Genomic DNA, 19,950 nt, shown 5'->3' with positions numbered 1-19,950 from the left:
GGTTATTCCCCGCCTTTTTTGTTCAAAGCCCAATGACAGGTTTGGCCGGGTCCAGCACCTCTTCGTTTTCGATGTAAGCCTGGAATTTTTTGTCTGACAGCGCCGAGCGCACGGCGAGCGCAAAAATCACCGCCGAAAATGCCGCACACAGCACAATATCCCAACCAAACGGGATCTGCTTTTGCGCGCCTTCTCCAAACTGACCCATGTAAGAGATCAGCCCCAAACCACAGAAATAGGGCATCAGCCAAAGCGCCTCGGTCGCGTCCATTTCATCGAGCCGATTGTGAAAGCGGATCAGCAGCAGCGCCATGCCGATGAGCAGTGCAATTCCCAGCCTCCAGACCGTGTCCCATCCGCTCCAGTAGACGATCAGGGTTGAGATCGCGAAGGCCGTGAGCCCGACAAGTTTGACGGCGGGAATACGGATTGAGCGCGGGCGGTCAGGCATCAGATCGCGTAAGCACACCACGGCGATTGGGCCGACCGCGAATGAAAGCACAATGGCGGCCCCGTTCAGGGCGATTACGGTTGCGAACGGGACCGTCAGTAAAAACAGAGTGCCAATCAGAAAGTTGAGAGCCAAGGCCCAAAGCGGTACTCCGAACGATGACAAGATCTGCAAACGTTTCGGCAGGAACCCGTTTTGCGACAGGGCCAGAGCGATACGGGCGTTCGATCCTGTTGCAACCAACCCATTGCCAAATGGGCCGATGACCGACCCGACGTTCAGCATGCTGAGGAACCACAATATCCCGACGGACATGATGACGCCATCCAACGGACCTTGCCCACCGAAGCTGAGACTCGCCCAGCCATCGCGGATCATTGTGGGATCAAGCGCGCCGATAAAGGCCACCTGTAATCCAAGGTAGATCAAGGCACATAATACAATGGACAGAACCAGAGCGGCCGGGATGTCGAATTTTGGGTTTCGAACTTCTCCTGCCATATCAACAACATGCCGGAAACCTATAAAGGAAAAGATCACCCCACCGGTTGATACTGCGGCCATGATGCCTTTCAGGCCGTAGGGGGCGAAACCGTCAGGGGCGGAGAAATTCTGCACCTCAAAGCGGGTCGCGATCAACAACACGGACAATACTATCGGAATGGCAATCTTGGCCCAGGTCAGCGTTGCATTTACCTGTGCAAAAAATTTTACGCCCAGTGCGTTCACAGCGACGAACAGCAACATGAACAGCAAGGCGACCGAGACACCAGCGCCGGTCAGTTCGCCGGTATCCGCGGCGTGGAGCCATGACGCGTAGGGCGCGAGGTATTTAAGCATGGCTTCAACTTCGATCGGAGCGGTGGTGTTGTAGCCAATCCAGGCCGTCCATCCCATCGCCATCGACACGATGTTGCCGTGTGAGAACTGAGGGACGCGTGCGATTCCGCCTGGGATAGGTAACATCGCTGAAATCTCGGCGAATGTTATTGCCAGTATGAACATCGCAACGGCGCCAATAATCCAAGAAAGAACCGCGGCGGGGCCTGCGTGTTGCACGGCGAGTAGGGGGCCGAAAAGCCAGCCTGACCCAATGATTCCTCCAACCGAAATGAAGGTCAGGCCGACCAGGCCAATTTCCCGCTTCAGTTTCGCCATGTTATTTCTCGCCCAAAGAGGAGTGCCTTATTGGTGGCTATGACATCAGGATAAGCAGGCCACGGGAAACATGGCAAGCACCACATATCATGCAGAAAAATCGCGAAAACGAGGTCTGACCGATTCATCTTCTAAATCCTGCTGGGCGTGTTCTTCGAAACGCGATCGCCGGCAATAGGTATTTGAAGTGGAATCGACTCGGAACATGAGGCACGCTGGTCGTCTGTGCCAAGGTAGGAGAACCCAGGATGCCTCTGTACAATGATATGTTCGAGCTTTCGGTCGAAGATATGGATATAATCGAAGAGGCCATGCGTCATGCCATAGCTTCCAGATCGAATGTCCCTGTTGACGAGAGGGTAGAAGAAAGGGAAACCCGTGAAGACTTTGTGCGCAAGGCACACGACCTTCTGGGGCGTCTGCATGACCAAAAGGTTTTTTATCGTCCTAAATCCGGCGTGTATGTCGGAGGATGACAGCATTGTGCTCGCGGCGTTGAACTAAATGGTTCCAAAACGCTTCAACTATGTCGCATAAGCATTTGAATAATATGGTGGGTGATAAGAGATTTGAACTCCTGACATCTTCGATGTGAACGAAGCGCTCTACCACTGAGCTAATCACCCATAGCGGCGGTTGATACAGCGGCTTGTGTTTCGCCGCAAGTTCAAAGCGTTCAAATTGCAGCGCGTCAGACGAAATCCGGTTTTCACACATTGCCCGCCAAGTCGGATAGATCGGAAAAAATCAGGTTCGAGCAAAAAACTTGAAAACGCCGCTTGACGATGCCGGGGTGTAGCCATAATACACCCCAACGTTCAGAGATGAACGGGCAGTGGGCGGTTGTAGCTCAGTTGGTTAGAGTACCGGCCTGTCACGCCGGGGGTCGCGGGTTCGAGCCCCGTCAACCGCGCCATCGCTGCCAGCCTTTGATCCGGGCAAACGGATCGCACATAGACCCTAAATGCGCGGTTGTAGCTCAGTTGGTTAGAGTACCGGCCTGTCACGCCGGGGGTCGCGGGTTCGAGCCCCGTCAACCGCGCCATTTTCCTTCGATTTAGAAAGTCATACGCCCTTGTGGGCGTTTTTTTGTGCCGACATCTTACTGATCTTATGGTTTATTGCCTGCAAAACATCAGGGGCAAGCAGTGACCAGTCTAAATCGAGTTATTATGGCACGGCGCAGCCGGCAGTGGGTCCGCGGCCTAAAGCCGGAAACACTTGATGTCATTGAGATTTCTGGTTCGTGGGGTAAGCAATTTGGATTTTGCAGCTATGAACAGATTTGGCACAAGCAACATGATATCTGCACCGGACCCGTTCTGGACAAGCAGCAGCAGGTGCGAAAGGTCGATCTGGTTTTGGCCAATCAGGTGTGGGAGCACTTGGATCGCCCGGTTGAAGCCACGCTGAACGTGCTAGAGATGTTAAGGCCCGGAGGGTATTTCTGGCTTGCCGTCCCGTTCTTCATTCCGTTTCACGCCGCTCCGCATGACTGTTCGCGCTGGTCTGCGCGCGGATTGAAAAACCTGCTCACTGAGTGTGGGTTCGACCCGGATCTCATCCGGGCCGAACAGTGGGGCAATCGGCATGCCGCTTCGCGCAATCTCGAACTTGAATGGCCTCCTGTTTATGACCCTGAGACAGACAATTTGGAGAACGATCCCGATTTTCCAATCTGCGCATGGGCTCTGGCTAAGAAATCCAGTGCTTAAGCCGAGTGTCGAAAAATCGCCTGTTCTTACTTTGTTCTAATTTTTTGGTTGGAGACTCAGCCGCTCTCGCCTATCTCTGAGTGACGTTGGTTGTTGGGGGCCTGAATGGCTGAGCTGAAGAATATCGAGGTGCGCGGTGCGCGCGAGCATAACCTCAAGAGCATTGATGTCGACATCCCACGGGATCAGCTAGTGGTGATCACTGGCCTGTCGGGCTCGGGTAAGTCTTCTTTGGCATTTGATACGATCTATGCCGAAGGGCAGCGCCGCTACGTCGAAAGCCTGTCGGCCTATGCGCGCCAGTTCCTCGATATGATGGAGAAGCCCGATGTGGATCACATTAGCGGACTAAGCCCCGCGATTTCGATCGAGCAGAAGACGACCTCAAAAAACCCGCGTTCGACCGTGGGCACCGTAACCGAGATCTACGACTATCTGCGCTTGCTCTTTGCCCGTGCTGGTACGCCTTACAGCCCGGCCACAGGATTGCCGATTGAGGCACAGCAGGTGCAGGACATGGTCGACCGGATCATGACGATGGAGGAGGGCACGCGCGGCTATCTGCTGGCCCCCATCGTTCGTGATCGGAAGGGTGAATATCGGAAAGAATTCCTTGAGCTGCGCAAGCAGGGTTTTCAGCGCGTCAAGGTAGATGGTGAGTTCTATGAATTGGATGAGCCGCCGACACTGGACAAGAAGTTCCGCCACGATATCGACGTCGTTGTCGATCGTCTGGTGGTACGAGAAGGCATGGAAACACGCCTGGCCGACAGCCTAAGGACCGCACTGGATCTGGCGGACGGGATCGCAATCCTCGAAACCGCACCGAAGGAGGGCGACCCGGTACGGATCACATTCAGTGAGAATTTTGCTTGCCCGGTCAGTGGGTTCACCATCCCCGAGATCGAGCCGCGCCTGTTCTCATTCAACGCGCCCTTTGGGGCTTGCCCCGATTGCGACGGGCTTGGGGTCGAACTGTTCTTTGATGAACGTCTGGTCGTGCCGGACCAGACATTGAAACTCTATGACGGGGCACTTGCGCCCTGGCGGAAGGGTAAATCACCATATTTTCTGCAAACGATCGAAGCTATCGCGCGACATTACGAGTTTGACAAGAACACTCCCTGGAAGGACTTGCCCAAGAAAGTCCAGCAGGTGTTTCTGCGCGGGTCTGGTGATGAAGAGATCCAGTTCCGTTATGATGAAGGTGGCCGCGTCTATCAGGTTACCCGAAGCTTTGAAGGCGTCATCCCCAACATGGAGCGCCGCTATCGCGAGACTGACAGCGCCTGGATTCGCGAAGAATTCGAGCGCTATCAAAACAACCGACCCTGCGGCACATGCAAAGGCTACCGTCTGCGTGCTGAGGCGCTGGCCGTCAAGATCGCGGGTTTGCACGTCGGGCAGGTCGTCGAAATGTCGATCCGCGAGGCGCTGGCCTGGGTTGAGGATGCCCCAAATCATCTGAGCGCACAAAAGAACGAGATCGCGCGCGCAATTCTCAAGGAAATTCGCGAGCGGTTGGGTTTTTTGAATAATGTTGGATTAGAATATCTTACGATGTCTCGTTCAAGTGGCACCCTGTCCGGAGGTGAAAGTCAGCGTATCCGTCTGGCGAGCCAGATCGGCTCGGGCCTGACCGGGGTATTGTATGTGCTCGACGAGCCATCGATTGGTCTGCACCAACGCGACAATGATCGTTTGCTGGGAACGCTTAAGAATTTGCGTGACCAGGGCAACACGGTCATCGTCGTTGAGCATGACGAAGAGGCCATTCGCGAGGCGGATTATGTGTTTGATATCGGTCCCGGTGCAGGAGTGCATGGCGGACAGGTGGTCAGCCACGGTACGCCCGAGCATATCGCCGGCGATGCGGCCTCGATCACCGGTCAATATCTTTCGGGCACACGCGAGATCCCGGTGCCAGTTGAGCGGCGAAAGGGAAAGAAGCAGAAAGTGACCGTTGTTAAGGCGACGGGAAACAACCTCAAGAACGTGACGGCCGAATTTCCGCTCGGAAAATTTGTTTGTGTGACCGGTGTGTCTGGCGGTGGAAAATCGACGCTGACGATTGAGACTTTGTTCAAAACCGCCTCGATGCGGTTGAACGGCGCTCGCCAGACACCGGCGCCCTGTGAAACGATCAAAGGGCTTGAGCATCTGGACAAGGTGATCGACATAGACCAGCGACCCATTGGCCGGACTCCACGTTCAAATCCAGCGACTTACACCGGGGCTTTCACCCCGATCCGAGACTGGTTTGCCGGGTTGCCAGAAGCCAAAGCGCGTGGATACAAGCCCGGGCGGTTCAGCTTTAACGTCAAAGGCGGCCGGTGCGAAGCGTGTCAGGGTGATGGCGTCATCAAGATCGAGATGCACTTTCTGCCTGATGTTTATGTCACCTGCGAAACCTGTAAAGGCGCGCGATACAACCGTGAGACGCTTGAGATCAAATTCAAGGGTAAGTCCATCGCGGATGTACTTGATATGACAGTGGAAGATGCGCAGGAGTTTTTTAAAGCGGTGCCATCGATCCGTGACAAGATGGATGCCTTGGCTCGCGTTGGGCTCGGCTACATCAAAGTTGGTCAACAGGCGACCACGCTCTCCGGTGGTGAGGCGCAGCGTGTAAAGCTCTCTAAAGAACTGAGCAAGCGATCAACGGGTCGAACGCTGTATATTCTGGACGAACCCACAACGGGTCTGCATTTCGAGGACGTGCGTAAGCTATTGGAAGTCCTGCACGAACTGGTCGACCAAGGAAATACTGTTGTTGTCATCGAACATAATCTCGATGTCGTAAAAACCGCCGACTGGATAATCGACATTGGCCCGGAAGGTGGCGATGGCGGAGGTCAGATTGTGGCTGAGGGTACGCCCGAAGACGTCGCTGAATGTGAGCGTAGCCACACTGGGCGTTATCTGAAGCCAATGCTGGATGGGCAAGCCGTAGCTGCCGAATAGGAACAGAGCGAGAGAAGAAAATGCTGCGAATTTTCTTCTCTGGTGCTTCGTAGAGCGCTGCGTTCTGAGGTTGTTCAGTCTCTGGACCGCTTCTCAAAACGTGGCAGCATGGCGCTGAAATCGCGCCCCAAGCCATCTTCGTGTTCGACAAACAATTCATAGAGCTTTGTCGCAACCTGTCCCATGGGCGTATCAGCGTCCGCACTCTCGGCAGCCTGTTGGCTGAGACGTAGGTCTTTCAACATCAGCTCGGCGGCGAAACCAGGGGTATAGTTATTGTCGGATGGGCTTTCGGGTCCAACGCCGGGGGCAGGGCAATAGGCGTTCATTGTCCAGCTGTACCCTGAGGACGTGCTGACGACATCGAACATCTTTTGTCGATCCAATCCCAATTTATCAGCAAGCGCAAATGCCTCGCAGGTCGCGATCATCGTCACGCCGAGGATCATGTTGTTGCAGATTTTGGCGGCCTGACCCGCGCCAGCTTCACCGCAGTGAACCGCTTTTTGCCCCATGATTTCAAATAACGGAGCCGCCTTGGCAAAAGCTGCGTCAGATCCACCGGCCATAAAGGTCAACGTGCCTGCAGCGGCCCCACCAATCCCGCCGGATACAGGTGCATCGACTGATAGCAGACCAGCCTGAGCAGCTTGCTGCGCCACCGCGCGGGCGCTGTCGACATCGACCGTAGAGCAGTCAATCAGAACCGCGCCGTCTTGCATTTCAGGGACAACTTCATCGGCCACAGCGCGCAGAATTTGCCCGTTGGGAAGCATGGTGATAACCACGTCGGCTTCCGCAGCTGCGGCAGCGCCGGAAGGCGCCATGGCCACGCCTTCAACGGCGACATCAACTTGATCAAATCCGATGACGTCTTGGCCCGCGCGCGCCAGATTGGCCGCCATCGGGCCGCCCATGTTGCCAAGCCCTATGAATGCGATTTTCATCCCTTACTCCTCTGAAAAGCTTAGTGCATCCGCACCGAGCGGTTGCAGCATCTTGGACACCGCGACTGCAGGCACATCCAAATCAGCAAACTGCCAATTCGGGTTGCGATCCTTGTCGATGATCTGGGCGCGAATGCCTTCCAGAAAATCACCATGCTCCATCGCGCGATAGGTAAACCGGTACTCCAGATCCAGCGCTTTTTGCAATGTCAGGTTGGTTCCGCGCAGCCGATGCAAAATCTCGACAGCACAAGCCATGGAGATAGGAGAGTTTCGCTGCAGTGTGCCGAGAATTTTCGTCGAAAATTCTGTGTCATCGTTGCGCAAGCTGTTCAGGATATCGCCAAGGCTTTCTCCGCTGAATAGCCTGTCGATCTCGCCCTGCATTTCAGCCAAGGGGCTATCCGGTGCGGGCACTGCATGCTCATCCACCAGTTCCGCCCGTCCAGAGGCTTCCAACTGGTCTATCAGCCCCGCCCAATGCTTTTGGGGAATGAAATGGTCGGCAAACCCGGCATAGATCGCATCTCCGGGCCCCATGCGGTGGCCGGTGGTGCCCAGATACTCGCCCGATCGCCCCGGCGCCAGCGCCAACATCAGCGATCCGCCCACATCAGGAACCAGCCCGATTGAGCATTCCGGCATCGCGATCTTTGAGCTTTCTCCAACCACTCGATGGCTGCCATGGCACCCGATGCCAACCCCGCCACCCATGGTGAAACCTTGCAGGAAGCTGATCACTGGTTTTGAGTACTCAAAAATCAAGGCATTCAGGCGGTATTCGTCGCGCCAAAACGTTTGGCCATAAGCATAGTCCGCCTTGGTGCCGGTCGCATAAAGGTCGGCAATATCTCCGCCAGCGCAAAAGGCTTTGTCGCCTTCGGCATTGAGAATGATCAGATCGACTTGATCATCCTCACGCCAGTTGCGCAGAGCGGTATCGATGGCCATGCACATCTCATAGCTAAGGGCGTTCAGGGCGTGGGGTCGTGTCAGCGTGATGCGCCCGGCTCGGCCTGTGGTGCGAATGTCGATATCAGACATCAAAGACCTCAGCGATTGGAGAGCATCTGGCGCGCAACGATCACGCGCATGATCTCGTTCGTGCCTTCCAGAATTTGGTGCACGCGCAGATCCCGCACCAGTTTCTCGATGCCATAATCCGCCAGATAGCCATATCCACCGTGCAATTGCAGACACTGATCCACGACTTTCGATCCGGTTTCGGTTACGAACTTCTTGGCCATCGCGCAGAATTTTGTGGCGTCCGGTGCGCCCTGATCAAGTTTCCACGCTGCCTGACGCAAGAATGTGCGCGCCGCCTGTAGCTCAATCTCCATATCTGCCAGTCGGAACTGCAGCGCCTGAAACTGATCGATCGATTGTCCAAAGGCCTTGCGCTCGGACATATACTGCAACGTCATGTCCAGACCGTTCTGAGCTGCCCCCAGCGAGCAGGAGGCGATGTTCAGGCGGCCACCGTCCAGCCCCATCATCGCGTATTTGAAACCGTCGCCTTCAGCCCCGACCAGATTGCTGGATGGAATTTTGCAATCGTCAAACTGAACTTGCGCGGTTGGCTGGCTTTTCCAACCCATTTTTTGTTCCAGACCACCGAAACTCAGGCCCGGCGTGCCGTCTTCGACATAGACGGTAGAGATTCCTTTAGGGCCGTCTTCACCCGTGCGAACCATGCAGACATAGGCATCCGAATAGCCGCCGCCGGAAATGAACGCTTTTGTGCCGTTGAGCGTGAAGCCTTCATTGGTCCGTTCAGCGCGCGTTTTCAGCGCCGCAGCGTCCGATCCCGATCCGGGTTCCGTCAGGCAGTAGCTGAGGACGGTTTCGAGGCTGAGGATACTTGGCATAATGCGGGACTTCAGATCGTCACTGCCAAAGCTGTCCAGCATTTTGGCGCACATGTTGTGAATCGACAGGAACGCCGCGACCGAGGGGCAGGCCATCGATAGCGCTTCGAACACCAGTGTCGCATCCAATCGCGTCAAACCCGAACCACCAGCCTCTTCAGAGACATAAAGTCCACCAAATCCTAGTTCGCCGATTTTGGGCCAAAGCTCTTTGGGGATGGTTCCGTCTGCTTCCCACTGACGCGCGAAGGGGGCGATGTGGTCTTGGCCAAAGGCGTAGGCCATGTCGAAAATGGCCGTTTGTTCTTCGGTCAGCGCGAAATCCATGACGTGTGCTTCCTGATGGCTATAGAATTGAACGAGCGTTTTATTCTTCAATCCTTACAGAAATTTTTCAATGACGGCAAACCCGGCGATTTAGGGGATTTCTGGACGGTGAGGTATACTGCGGGAATTCTGCTTTCTTGATCATTACGGAGTATTCTTATGTCGTCACACAAGCTTGCTGTTATCGCGATTCACGGCATGGGCAGCCAGTACAATCCTCAGAACCAGCCCCCATCCACGACCCCAACGTTTTCCAAAGGGCTGAAACGACGCGTTTCGAACCGGGTCGGCGCGGATATGGATGATGTGATCTGGCACGAGGTGGTATGGGCACAGATCCTGCAAGGGCGGCAAAAGGCATATCTGCGCAAGGTCAACCGCAGCCTTGGATACGACAAGCTGCGCGAGTTTGTAGTGTGCAATCTGTCGGATGCTGCTTCTTACCGACCAACTCCGGATGATGGCGATAAGATCTATGAGGCGATCCACAAGAAAATCGAGAATGTGATGGGGGTCGTCAAATACCAGGTCGGACCACAGGGGCCTGTACTGATCCTGGCGCATTCGCTGGGTGGGCACATAATGTCGAACTATATTTATGACATGCAAAGACATCTGCGCCAGGGTGGTTCACCGGTTCACCCGACAGATGTTGAAAACATGAAAACCGTTGCTGGCCTCGTGACGTTTGGGTGCAATATTCCGATTTTTCTGTTCGCATATCCCGAGAATGAGATTTTTCCGATCATGGCCCCGAACCGCGCGCTGCCGCCTGCGTTGCAGTTTTCGACCTGGTGGCGAAACTACTATGACAAGCATGATGTTTTGGGTTTTCCTTTGGGCAAAAGCGCGCCAAGCTATGAACAGCTCGCTCAAAGTGGGGCCTTGAAGGATAAGCCGATCAATGCGGGCAAAATCTTTACGTCGTGGAACCCGCTTTCGCATAACGGATACTGGACGGATCGCGATTTGTATGAACCCGTAGCGGACCGGATCAAAGAGATTTTGGCGGCGGTTTGACTTTATAGGTCGGCGTGAAATTCCTCGATCAGGTGCTTGACCACCGCCATGCCCGGATCATCCCCGCGCGCCAAAGCTTCAGCGTAAACACGGCGTTGGCGGGTGGCGGAGGTGCCATTTTCTGCGATCTGCCGAAGTCGGGCGAGTTCGGTCATGGTGCCCAATGCCTCGGTGTCTTCGGCCAACATGCCCATCAGCTCTCCGATCAGTTCGGCCATCGGCTTGATCGCGCGATCGCCGAAATCGATCATGCCCTCGCCCACACCATAACGCTGCGCGCGCCAACGGTTTTCGCCGATCAGAAACTTATCATATTGCCGCCAACGAAGATTGCGGTCTTTCAGGCGGCACAGCATCCGGGTCAGCGCCTGCACTAGCGCTGCAAGCGAAAGCGTATGTTCAAGCCTTGGCTGTACGTCCATGATGCGTGTTTCTAGGGTGGGGAACCGGTGAGATGGACGTAGGTCCCACCAGATTTTAGAGGTGTCCTCGATCACGCCGAGTTCGACCAGCACGCCGGTGGTGCGTTCGTATTCGCCCCAACTGCTGAACACCGGGGGCAGACCGGTCCGGGGCAGATTGTCGAACACGGTGAGCCTATAGGAGGAAAGCCCGGTATCTTCGCCGTTCCAATAAGGAGACGAGGTCGACAACGCCAGCAGATGGGGCAGAAAGTAAGAAAGCTGGGGTACCAGGTCGGCGCGCAAGGCTTGATCTTCGACGCCCACATGCACATGCATTCCGCAGATCAGCATCCGCCGCGCCACGCCGCCCAAAGCATGCTGCAGGGCGTCATAGCGTTCTTTCCGTGTATGGTGCTGGTCTTTCCAGTTCGCAAACGGGTGGCAAGAGACCGCGATCGGAGCCAGATTATACTCGGCTGCACGTTTTGAAACACAAGAACGCAGGCGCTTTAGATCTTCGCGCGCCGATCTGATCGTAGCATGTGGGCGGGTCCCAACTTCGATCTGGCACTGCAGAAATTCCGGGCTGACCTGGCCTTCGAAATCTGCCTGACAAGCTTCCATCAATGCTGCGGGCGCCTCGGCGAGCTGCAGACTGTCTTGATCGACCAGCAGGTATTCCTCTTCAATGCCGATCGTGAATTCCTGCTGCATGGCGGCCCTCGTTGGTCAATTCACATCAGTGAATACGGAAATTAGCGTTTTGCCAAGGGTTTGGCCTGTCGGTTCTTGCGGAAGTCCTGCGTGCACGGGTAAAGAGCGGGCGCAACGTAATGTGGAGCCGTCCTCGTGAAACCCAGAAAATTTCCGCAGATCAATGCAGCCCTAGATGAGTTGGGCGTCAAGCTGATCGACAAGGTTACGGAACAGGATGAACGGGCGCGGCTGGAAGCGTTCGAACGGGCAGGGGGATTGACCAGGCCCGCTTATGCCCTGTCGCCGGGAATGGACGGATTCGATATCGCGCAACTGATCAAAGAGTATACGCGCCATGCCGATGAGCTTGCTGCGTTGAAGGACCCGGCGCGAAACCAAACCGGTTATTACACCGGCAACGGATATTACGATAGCCCGGATGCGGATGCGCTTTACCTGATGATCCGCCGCTTTCAGCCCAAGCGCGTGATCGAGGTCGGCTGCGGGAACTCTACCCGCGTGACGCGGCAGGCGATCATAGATGGTGGTTTGGATACGACGATCACGGCAATTGATCCGTACCCGCGCGCAGATATCGCCCATGTCGTCGATCAGTTTGAGCAGAAGCGACTGGAAGAAGTAGATCCCGCGCTGTTCGATCAGCTTGAGGCTGGGGATGTTCTGTTCATCGATTCAAGCCATGTGGTTCGGATGAGCAACGATGTCGCCCATCTATTCTGTCGGATCATTCCGGCGCTGAAACCCGGCGTTGTCATTCATGTCCACGATGTTTTTCTGCCTTATGAATACCCCAAACGGTTCTTCTATGACTGCCCAGGATGGGGTGAGCAGTACATGTTGCACGCCTTGCTGCAATCCGGTTTCTATTCAATGCTTTGGCCCGGTTATTACCTGCAGCAGGATCGCCCCGACGCCGTCGCAACGCTGCCGTTTCTAGAAGAGGGCCGTGCGCAGAGCATCTGGGTTCAGCTCAAAGAAAATTGATTTCTGTGTGATCCGGTTCGAACCCAGGCCCGTAACCCTTTCCATAACAAGCTGGAGAGGAGTTAACAGCCATGTTCCGCCGCACATTCATGGGCGCTGCCGCCGCATTTGCACTTGCACTGCCCGCCAAGGCACAGGCCGCTGATATCGTCGATACCGCAGTTGCTGCCGGGTCATTCAACACCCTGGTTGCTGCCGTTCAGGCCGCGGGCCTGGTTGATACGCTGAAAGGCGATGGGCCCTTCACCGTCTTTGCACCCACGGATGAAGCTTTTGCAGCTCTGCCTGAAGGCACTGTTGAAACCCTACTTCTGCCGGAAAACAAGGACCAGTTGGTGTCGATCCTGACCTACCATGTCGTGCCAGCCAAAGTGATGTCCGGCGACATTGCAGGAAAGCGCGCGAAGGTTCTGACCGTGCAAGGCGACCGACTAAGCGTGAACGCAAAAAATGGCGTGAAAGTTAATGGTGCCAAAGTTGTGCAGGCCGACATCGAAGCCAGCAACGGCGTCATTCACGTTGTCGACGAAGTGATCATTCCCGAATAAATCTACCACCTTCACGAAAACAAAAGCCCCGTTCCTGATGGACGGGGCTTTTTTGTGTTTCGTGTAGAAACTCGCCGTTTAGACCAAACGTACCTGAGTACCGACCTCTACCAGCGGATACAGCTCTTCAACGTGCTGGTTATAGAGACCAATACAGCCGGACGAGCTCTGACGTCCAATCTTGCGGGTATCATAGGTGCCGTGAACCAGGTAGGCAGGCCAGCCAAGATACATAGCGCGAGTTCCCAATGGGTTTCCAGGTTCACCACCCTCCATGCGAATTGGCAACGAGGGATCGCGTTCGCGCATTGATGGGGTTGGTGTCCAGCTTGGGTTCTCCGCCTTGCGTGTGACTTTGGTATAGCCGCGCTTGGTCAGCTCTTCGCTCATCGGGACAGAACTGGGGTACAGCTTGTAGGTTCCATCCGGCCCCCAGTAATGAACAGCCCGGCTGGTGATATCGGCCAACAATGCGCCGACGCCCAACTCGTCAAAGTGATCCTGCCAATTCTGCTGCGAGAACGATGAAACGTTACGACGTACTGGAAGCTGCGTGCTGATTGCTTCCTCGGTCTGTGGGAAAGCATCAGTGCTTTGAGCACGCACGATAGCAGGGGCCGCAATCAGCGATGCAGCGCCCAAAAGGGCGTGACGACGGGTAAAACGATTTTGGGACAAGGTTGCCTCCAGGGAGTTATGAGCTGCTCGGATAGTTGAATTACCGATAAAATATTAGTGAATGCCTGCTTTTTCCAGAGGGCGACCTCTGAATTTCTTGTGAGGTACGCGATCAGGCAGCAACTGGCGCAGGCACGAAAAAACCCGACCCATGTAGGGCCGGGTTTCCTGATTTGTAAGCTGAATGATCAGTCCATCGCTTTGAAGTTGAACTCGCCACCTTCCTTGATGCCCGACGGCCAGCGCGATGTCACTGTTTTGGTGCGGGTGTAGAACTTGAAGCTGTCTGGACCGTGCTGGTTCAGGTCGCCGAACATCGATTTCTTCCAGCCGCCAAAAGTGTGGTAGGCCAGCGGAACCGGGATCGGAACGTTGATGCCGACCATGCCGATGTTCACACGGCTGGCAAAGTCGCGCGCCGTATCACCGTCGCGGGTGAAGATCGCAGTGCCGTTGCCGTATTCATGATCCATCGCCAGTTTCAGCGCCTCTTCATAAGAACCCGCGCGGACGGTCGACAGGACCGGGCCAAAGATCTCTTGCTTGTAGATATCCATGTCGGGAGTGACGTTGTCGAACAGGTGCGGGCCAACAAAGAAGCCATCCTCATAGCCCTGCAGGCTGAAGTCGCGGTTGTCGACAACCAGCTTCGCGCCCTGCTCAACGCCCGAGTTGATCAGGCCAAGGATACGCTCTTTCGCGGCAGCAGTAACAACCGGACCCATGTCTACGTCGTCGCCCGCTGTGTAGGGGCCGACTTTCAGCTTTTCTACGCGCGGGATCAGTTTTTCGATCAGTGCGTCTGCGGTTTCTTCACCCACAGGAACGGCAACCGAGATCGCCATGCAGCGCTCGCCAGCCGCGCCAAAACCCGCACCGACCAGCGCGTCAGCAGCTTGATCCAGATCGGCGTCAGGCATAACGATCATGTGGTTCTTGGCGCCACCGAAGCACTGCGCGCGTTTGCCGTTGGCGGTTGCACGAGCATAGATGTACTGCGCGATCGGGGTTGAACCCACGAACGACACGCCCTGAATGATTTCGCTGTCCAGCAGGGTGTCCACGGCCTCTTTGTCACCGTTTACGACTTGGAACACGCCCTTGGGCAGACCAGCTTCGACAAACAGCTCTGCCAGCATCAATGGAACAGAGGGGTCGCGCTCGGACGGCTTTAGAACAACTGCGTTGCCGCAGGCCAGTGCCGGGCCAACGTGCCAAAGCGGCATCATTGCGGGGAAGTTGAATGGCATGATCGAAGCGACCACGCCCAGCGGCTGACGCATCGAATACATATCGATGCCCGGGCCCGCGCTGTCGGTGAACTCACCTTTCAGCATCTGGGGCGCGCCGATGCAGTACTCGATCACTTCCAGACCACGCTGCAAGTCACCCTTCGCATCGGGAATGGTCTTGCCATGTTCCCGGCTGAGAGCCTCGGCCAGCTTGTCCATGTCGCGGTTCATCAAGCCAACCATCGCCATCATAACGCGCGCGCGCTTCTGCGGGTTGGTTGCGCCCCAAGCGACCTGAGCTGCTGCAGCGTCTTCGATCGCAGCGGTGGTCTCGGCGACACTGGCCATCGGGCATTGGTACTGCACTTCACCCGTTGCTGGGTTGAATACATTGTCAAAGCGGCCAGATGTGCCAGCGACATTTTCGCCGTTGATGAAATGGGTCAGGTTCTGCATTGCAAACTCCTCCGGATTAAGTTGCGCGAAGAATAGACTTGCGAAAATCACCTGAACAGAGGCAATATTTCAAATCTGTTTTGCAAAAATGCAAAGGGTAGAGCATGACGCCGAATTGGGATGATTTGCGGGTATTTCTGGCGGTCGCGCGCGATGAAAGCCTTTCGGGTGCGGGGCGGGTTCTCAAGATAGACCCGGCGACAGTCGGGCGCAGAATCGCGCGGCTCGAAGCGGCATTGGACGCGGTGTTGTTCACGAAATCACAGCAGGGCTATGTGTTGACGACTGCAGGACAACGCCTGATGGAGCATGGGCTGCAGGCGGAAGAAGCTATGCGTGCAGCGACTGGTGTCATGTCAGGCTCTGCCAAATCGCTAAGCGGTCAGATCCGAATTGGTGCCCCGGATGGTAGTGCCAATTACCTGTTGCCACAGGTCTGCGCCAAGATCAGCGATGCCAATCCTGATCTCGACATTCAGATCCTGGCGTTGCCGCGCATCATCAACCTATCCCGGCGAGAGGCCGACATGGCGGTAACAGTCAGTGCGCCCACCGCAGGGAAACTGCTGGTGCAGAAGATATCCGACTATCGGCTGCATATGGTCGCAACGAAGGAATACCTGAGTCGTCACGCCGAAATTCGATCCATCGAGGATCTAAAAGGGCATCGGATGATAGGCTATATTCCGGACATGATTTTCGACCGCGAGCTGGACTATCTCAACGACATTGGTGTTGAACGTGTCGCGCTTGCATCAAACTCTGTTTCCGTTCAGCTGCGACAAGTTTCGCTGGGAACAGGGGTCTGCGTGGCACATGATTTCACATTGCCGTTCCATCTGGGATTGCAGAAAATCCTGACGGATCAGGTCAGTCTGACCCGGGGGTTCTATCTGGTCCGCCATCAGGGCGATCAGCGCAATGAGCGGTTGAACCGCTTTGCCGAGGCGTTGACGCGCGGAATACGGGACGAAGTAGCGCGGCTTGAGCGCGAAGCTTCACCTTGACACATTCACACATTCCGGCAACGCTTTGGAAAACAGTACGTAATTCCGGAGGTTTTCGCTTATGCTTGTACAGGCCATTCTCAAATCCAAGGCCAGCGGCGGTGTGGAGACGGTCGAGCCAACGGCATCCGTTTCTCAGGCTGCCGAGATTCTTGCGGAAAAGCGGATTGGTACTGTGGTCATTTCCGAGGATGGGGGGCAGACGGCAGCGGGCATTTTATCCGAACGAGACATTGTTCGCGAGTTGGCTGCCAGCGGCAGCGGATGCTTGGATAAACCCGTTAGCAACTATATGACCAAGCAACTTGTGACCGCCAGCCAGCAGGATACTGTTGAGTCTATCCTGTCCCAGATGACCGAAGGTCGATTTCGCCACATGCCTGTATTGGAAGATGGCAAACTGGTCGGCATCGTTACGCTGGGTGATGCGGTCAAGGCGCAACTGGCTGAACTTGCTATGGAAAAAGACGCGCTTGAGGGCATGATCATGGGGCACTGAACGCGGGGGCTGTTTCAGCCTCTTGCACCTGCGGCAAAGTTATGTTTGCTTGCGCAGAAATATTGTTGCGCTGGAGAGCCCAATGCGGGTTGGATTATATCCCGGTACTTTCGACCCTATCACCATGGGTCATATAGACATTATTCGCCGCGCGGCTGCGCTGGTGGATAAGCTCGTCATTGGTGTTGCTATCAACCGGGACAAAGGCCCGCTGTTTTCTTTGGAAGAGCGTGTCGCGATGATCGAGGCCGAATGCGCCCATCTAACCGAGCAGACTGGCACTGAGATTGTCGCGCATCCGTTTGAAAACCTGCTGATCGATTGCGCCCGCGATGTAGGCGCTCAGATCATCGTGCGCGGACTGCGTGCGGTTGCGGATTTCGAGTATGAATTCCAGATGGTTGGGATGAATCGCGCGTTGGACGACTCGATTGAGACCGTGTTCTTGATGGCAGAGGCACGGCATCAAGCCATTGCGTCGAAACTGGTCAAAGAAATCGCCAGATTGAACGGGGACGTGTCAAAATTCGTCACGCCCCGCGTCAATTCCGCCTTGAAAGAGCGGTTAGGATAGCGCGCCCATCGCGGCGGCAGTGTCCAGCATCCGGTTCGAGAAGCCCCATTCGTTGTCGTACCATGCAAGCACACGAACCAATGTGCCGTCAGTTACTTTGGTTTCAGCCAGTGAAACCGTCGAGCTGTGCGAGTCGTGGTTGAAATCGATCGAGATCAAGGGGCGATTCTCGGCCGCCAGCACACCGGGGATTTTGGCGGCGGCTTCTACAAAGAGGGCATTGACCTCTTCTTCGGTCGTCGGTCGCGAAACCTCAGCAACCAGATCAACGACTGAAACATTGGGCGTGGGGACACGAATGGCTTGCCCGGTCAACTTACCAGCAAGCTGCGGCAGAACCAGACCAACAGCCGATGCCGCGCCAGTTGTCGTCGGAATCATCGACAGCGCAGCTGCGCGCGACAGGTAGGGGTCTTTGCCCGCAGTGTCGTGAACCGGTTGGCTGGCCGTATATGCATGAACTGTGGTCATGTTGCCGTGTTTGATACCTAGTCCTGCGTCCAAAGCCGCCGCGACCGGCGACAGGCAGTTGGTGGTGCACGAGGCATTGGAAACAACGATATCGTCGGCGGTTAACTCATGATCGTTCACGCCGAACACGACTGTCTTCACGCCGCCGTCGCCACGGGCAGGGGCCGAGATCAATACTTTCTTTGATCCGTTTTTCATGTGCCGCTCAGCTGCTTCACGGGTCCGGAAAACACCGGTGCATTCCAGAACCACATCCACATCAGACCAGTCCAGTGCTTCGGGATCACGCTCGCTGGTCAGCCGGATGGGCCCAGCACCCACATCCAGACCTGCATCAGTCAGAGTTACGGGTTTGGAATAGCGTCCATGCACACTGTCGAACTCGAACAGATGTGCGTTCATTTCGGGCTTTGCCAGATCGTTGATTGCGATGATTTCAACATCAGTACGTCCGGATTCCATGACGGCCCGAAGAACGCCGCGCCCGATCCGTCCAAATCCATTGATTGCCAGCTTGAGTGTCATAATGCGCTCCGTCAGAACATGGTCCATAGATGGTTAGCGCTAACAAAGCCAGATTGGCGCGAAAGTCAAGAAAAACCTCTGTCAGCGCCAGAAGGCGAGCCAATCCAGGAAATCGTAGAGCTTCTTGCCCAGGAACAGCAGGTGTTCGGTGCCGAATAGTGCCACGTCCAGCATCAGACCGCCCAGAATTAGGATTCCAAGCCAGATGGCGATTTGATTTGTCATTTCTGCGCCCTGAACGAAAATGCCCGCTCAGATAACCTGAGCGGGCATAAAGGTACAAGCTATGTCCAAAGGGTCAGTTAAGGCGGCCCATCGCGACGGCGACATCCGCCATACGCACCGAGAATCCCCATTCGTTGTCATACCACGCCAGCACGCGCACCATACGGTTGTCGACCACACGGGTCTGATCCGGCGCGAAGATCGAGCTTTCTTCGGTATGGTTAAAATCGGTCGAAACCAGCGGCGCAGGCTCATACCCTAGAACGCGCTGCATCGGGCCTTTCGCTGCCTCTTCGACGATGGCGTTAACTTCTTCGACAGTGACGTCGCGCGAGGCGCGGAATGATAGATCAACGGCCGAGACGTTTGGAGTGGGCACGCGGATGGCCGAGCCGTCCAGGCGCCCTTTGAGGTTCGGCAGAACCTCTCCCAGTGCTGCAGCGGCGCCAGTGGACGTCGGGATCATCGACATGGCGGCAGCGCGGGCGCGATAAAGATCGCTGTGGCGACGGTCCAGCGTCGGTTGGTCGCCGGTATAGGCGTGAATCGTGGTCATGATGCCATGCTCGATGCCGATACCTTCGTCCAGAACCTTGGCAAGCGGAGCAAGGCAGTTGGTGGTGCAAGAACCGTTCGACACCATATTGTCGTTTGCGGTCAGGCTGTTGTGGTTCACACCAAATACGATGGTCTTGTCGACATTTTTGCCGGGAGCCGACAGCAGAACCTTACCAGCGCCGCGCTCAAGATGGGTTTTGGCTTTCAGGCCGTCGTTGAATTTACCGGTGCATTCCAGAACGACATCGCAGCCTTCCCAGTCCAGCTCGTTCATATCGTAGGTCGAGAACATCTCCATCGGGCCGCGACCCAGATCCATGGTGTTGCCTTCGACCGAGACGTCGCGTGGGAAACGTCCATGGATGCTGTCGTATTTCAACAGATGCGCCGAGGTTTCCAGCGGGCCGGTGGCGTTGACCTTGATCACTTCGATGTCGTTGCGCGCCGATGCGGCGATGTGCGACAGAGTACAGCGGCCGATGCGGCCAAAACCATTGATACCGACCTTGATGGTCATCCGACGTCTCCAAAAATGCGCTTGCGTTGCAGGCCATATAGCCGCGAATATTGAATCTCAAAAGGGCAAAAATGGCATATTTTTAAGGTGTTAGCGCAAACCTGC

The 19,950-nt window shown here is 55.6% G+C and carries 19 protein-coding genes and 3 tRNA genes; 11 read left to right on the top strand and 11 right to left on the bottom strand.

The genetic code is table 11. From position 1 onward, the window contains the following. Positions 1–22: 22 nt before the first annotated feature. The gene (locus AC2TEM_RS02540; protein WP_170421381.1) at positions 23–1,609 is read right to left on the bottom strand and encodes an APC family permease; all 1,587 of its coding nucleotides are present in this window, start codon (positions 1,607–1,609) and stop codon (positions 23–25) included. A 248-nt stretch (positions 1,610–1,857) separates the two neighbouring features. On the opposite strand from AC2TEM_RS02540, the gene AC2TEM_RS02535 reads away from it, so the two are divergent. Then, positions 1,858–2,085 carry a hypothetical protein gene (locus tag AC2TEM_RS02535; RefSeq protein WP_170405503.1) on the top strand — a complete coding sequence of 76 codons (228 nt, stop codon included), beginning with the start codon at positions 1,858–1,860 and terminating at the stop codon, positions 2,083–2,085. 75 nt (positions 2,086–2,160) lie between these two features. Here the strand turns inward: AC2TEM_RS02535 and AC2TEM_RS02530 are convergent. Next, positions 2,161–2,235, bottom strand: a tRNA-Val gene (locus AC2TEM_RS02530). A 213-nt stretch (positions 2,236–2,448) separates the two neighbouring features. Between AC2TEM_RS02530 and AC2TEM_RS02525 the strand changes: the two genes are divergently transcribed. The 4 genes from AC2TEM_RS02525 (at position 2,449) to uvrA (ending at position 6,288) form a co-directional block, all read left to right on the top strand. Then, positions 2,449–2,525: transfer RNA gene (locus AC2TEM_RS02525), tRNA-Asp, on the top strand. A gap of 52 nt (positions 2,526–2,577) precedes the next feature. Continuing rightward, positions 2,578–2,654: transfer RNA gene (locus AC2TEM_RS02520), tRNA-Asp, on the top strand. Between the two features lie 127 nt (positions 2,655–2,781). Further along, the gene (locus AC2TEM_RS02515; protein WP_170421384.1) at positions 2,782–3,324 is read left to right on the top strand and encodes a methyltransferase domain-containing protein; all 543 of its coding nucleotides are present in this window, start codon (positions 2,782–2,784) and stop codon (positions 3,322–3,324) included. Positions 3,325–3,429: 105 nt separating this feature from the next. Next, the gene (uvrA, locus tag AC2TEM_RS02510) at positions 3,430–6,288 is read left to right on the top strand and encodes an excinuclease ABC subunit UvrA (RefSeq protein ID WP_170421387.1); all 2,859 of its coding nucleotides are present in this window, start codon (positions 3,430–3,432) and stop codon (positions 6,286–6,288) included. A gap of 74 nt (positions 6,289–6,362) precedes the next feature. Here uvrA and mmsB read toward each other — a convergent pair whose 3' ends face one another. From mmsB to AC2TEM_RS02495, 3 genes are read right to left on the bottom strand one after another with little or no spacing between them, the layout of a single operon-like run. Beyond that, complete coding sequence (gene mmsB, locus AC2TEM_RS02505) at positions 6,363–7,235, bottom strand: 3-hydroxyisobutyrate dehydrogenase (RefSeq protein WP_170421390.1); 873 nt, start codon at positions 7,233–7,235, stop codon at positions 6,363–6,365. A gap of 3 nt (positions 7,236–7,238) precedes the next feature. After that, on the bottom strand, positions 7,239–8,279 hold the full coding sequence (locus AC2TEM_RS02500; RefSeq protein ID WP_170421393.1) for an enoyl-CoA hydratase/isomerase family protein: 1,041 nt from the start codon (positions 8,277–8,279) through the stop codon (positions 7,239–7,241). An 8-nt stretch (positions 8,280–8,287) separates the two neighbouring features. Then, positions 8,288–9,430: an acyl-CoA dehydrogenase family protein gene (locus AC2TEM_RS02495; protein ID WP_170421396.1), complete on the bottom strand. Its 1,143-nt coding sequence runs from the start codon at positions 9,428–9,430 to the stop codon at positions 8,288–8,290. Positions 9,431–9,589: 159 nt separating this feature from the next. On the opposite strand from AC2TEM_RS02495, the gene AC2TEM_RS02490 reads away from it, so the two are divergent. Beyond that, on the top strand, positions 9,590–10,450 hold the full coding sequence (locus AC2TEM_RS02490; protein ID WP_170393198.1) for a hypothetical protein: 861 nt from the start codon (positions 9,590–9,592) through the stop codon (positions 10,448–10,450). Positions 10,451–10,452: 2 nt separating this feature from the next. Here AC2TEM_RS02490 and AC2TEM_RS02485 read toward each other — a convergent pair whose 3' ends face one another. Next, complete coding sequence (locus tag AC2TEM_RS02485; protein ID WP_170421400.1) at positions 10,453–11,568, bottom strand: carboxylate-amine ligase; 1,116 nt, start codon at positions 11,566–11,568, stop codon at positions 10,453–10,455. A gap of 135 nt (positions 11,569–11,703) precedes the next feature. Here AC2TEM_RS02485 and AC2TEM_RS02480 point away from each other — a divergent pair, with 135 nt between their 5' ends. Both AC2TEM_RS02480 and AC2TEM_RS02475 read left to right on the top strand, forming a co-directional pair. Continuing rightward, complete coding sequence (locus AC2TEM_RS02480; protein WP_480855971.1) at positions 11,704–12,555, top strand: class I SAM-dependent methyltransferase; 852 nt, start codon at positions 11,704–11,706, stop codon at positions 12,553–12,555. Between the two features lie 71 nt (positions 12,556–12,626). After that, positions 12,627–13,103 carry a fasciclin domain-containing protein gene (locus tag AC2TEM_RS02475; protein WP_480704723.1) on the top strand — a complete coding sequence of 159 codons (477 nt, stop codon included), beginning with the start codon at positions 12,627–12,629 and terminating at the stop codon, positions 13,101–13,103. 78 nt (positions 13,104–13,181) lie between these two features. Here AC2TEM_RS02475 and AC2TEM_RS02470 read toward each other — a convergent pair whose 3' ends face one another. Together AC2TEM_RS02470 and AC2TEM_RS02465 are read right to left on the bottom strand one after the other, a co-directional pair. Beyond that, positions 13,182–13,781 (bottom strand): L,D-transpeptidase, encoded by a 600-nt coding sequence (locus tag AC2TEM_RS02470; protein WP_480704725.1) that lies wholly within the window; start codon positions 13,779–13,781, stop codon positions 13,182–13,184. Between the two features lie 188 nt (positions 13,782–13,969). Next, complete coding sequence (locus tag AC2TEM_RS02465) at positions 13,970–15,469, bottom strand: CoA-acylating methylmalonate-semialdehyde dehydrogenase (protein WP_170421406.1); 1,500 nt, start codon at positions 15,467–15,469, stop codon at positions 13,970–13,972. Positions 15,470–15,573: 104 nt separating this feature from the next. Between AC2TEM_RS02465 and AC2TEM_RS02460 the strand changes: the two genes are divergently transcribed. The 3 genes from AC2TEM_RS02460 (at position 15,574) to coaD (ending at position 17,549) form a co-directional block, all read left to right on the top strand. Further along, the gene (locus tag AC2TEM_RS02460; protein ID WP_170421408.1) at positions 15,574–16,476 is read left to right on the top strand and encodes a LysR family transcriptional regulator; all 903 of its coding nucleotides are present in this window, start codon (positions 15,574–15,576) and stop codon (positions 16,474–16,476) included. A gap of 61 nt (positions 16,477–16,537) precedes the next feature. Beyond that, positions 16,538–16,975 (top strand): CBS domain-containing protein, encoded by a 438-nt coding sequence (locus AC2TEM_RS02455; RefSeq protein ID WP_170405529.1) that lies wholly within the window; start codon positions 16,538–16,540, stop codon positions 16,973–16,975. Positions 16,976–17,057: 82 nt separating this feature from the next. Beyond that, positions 17,058–17,549 carry a pantetheine-phosphate adenylyltransferase gene (gene coaD / locus AC2TEM_RS02450; protein ID WP_170393190.1) on the top strand — a complete coding sequence of 164 codons (492 nt, stop codon included), beginning with the start codon at positions 17,058–17,060 and terminating at the stop codon, positions 17,547–17,549. Here coaD and gap (AC2TEM_RS02445) read toward each other — a convergent pair. The 3 genes from gap (AC2TEM_RS02445) to gap (AC2TEM_RS02435) form a co-directional block, all read right to left on the bottom strand. Beyond that, entirely contained in the window at positions 17,541–18,545 is a 1,005-nt protein-coding gene (gene gap / locus AC2TEM_RS02445) for a type I glyceraldehyde-3-phosphate dehydrogenase (protein WP_170421411.1), read from the bottom strand. The genes coaD and gap (AC2TEM_RS02445) overlap by 9 nt on opposite strands. An 81-nt stretch (positions 18,546–18,626) precedes the next feature. Continuing rightward, positions 18,627–18,770, bottom strand: a complete 144-nt coding sequence (locus tag AC2TEM_RS02440; protein WP_010439846.1) for a hypothetical protein — start codon at positions 18,768–18,770, stop codon at positions 18,627–18,629. Between the two features lie 73 nt (positions 18,771–18,843). Next, positions 18,844–19,845: a type I glyceraldehyde-3-phosphate dehydrogenase gene (gene gap, locus AC2TEM_RS02435; RefSeq protein ID WP_170393188.1), complete on the bottom strand. Its 1,002-nt coding sequence runs from the start codon at positions 19,843–19,845 to the stop codon at positions 18,844–18,846. Positions 19,846–19,950 lie beyond the last annotated feature (105 nt).

This window comes from Ruegeria sp. HKCCD3925 (assembly GCF_057221175.1).
Note: the sequence above shows the minus strand (reverse complement) of the source record. Positions and strands in the feature narration are given on the sequence as shown.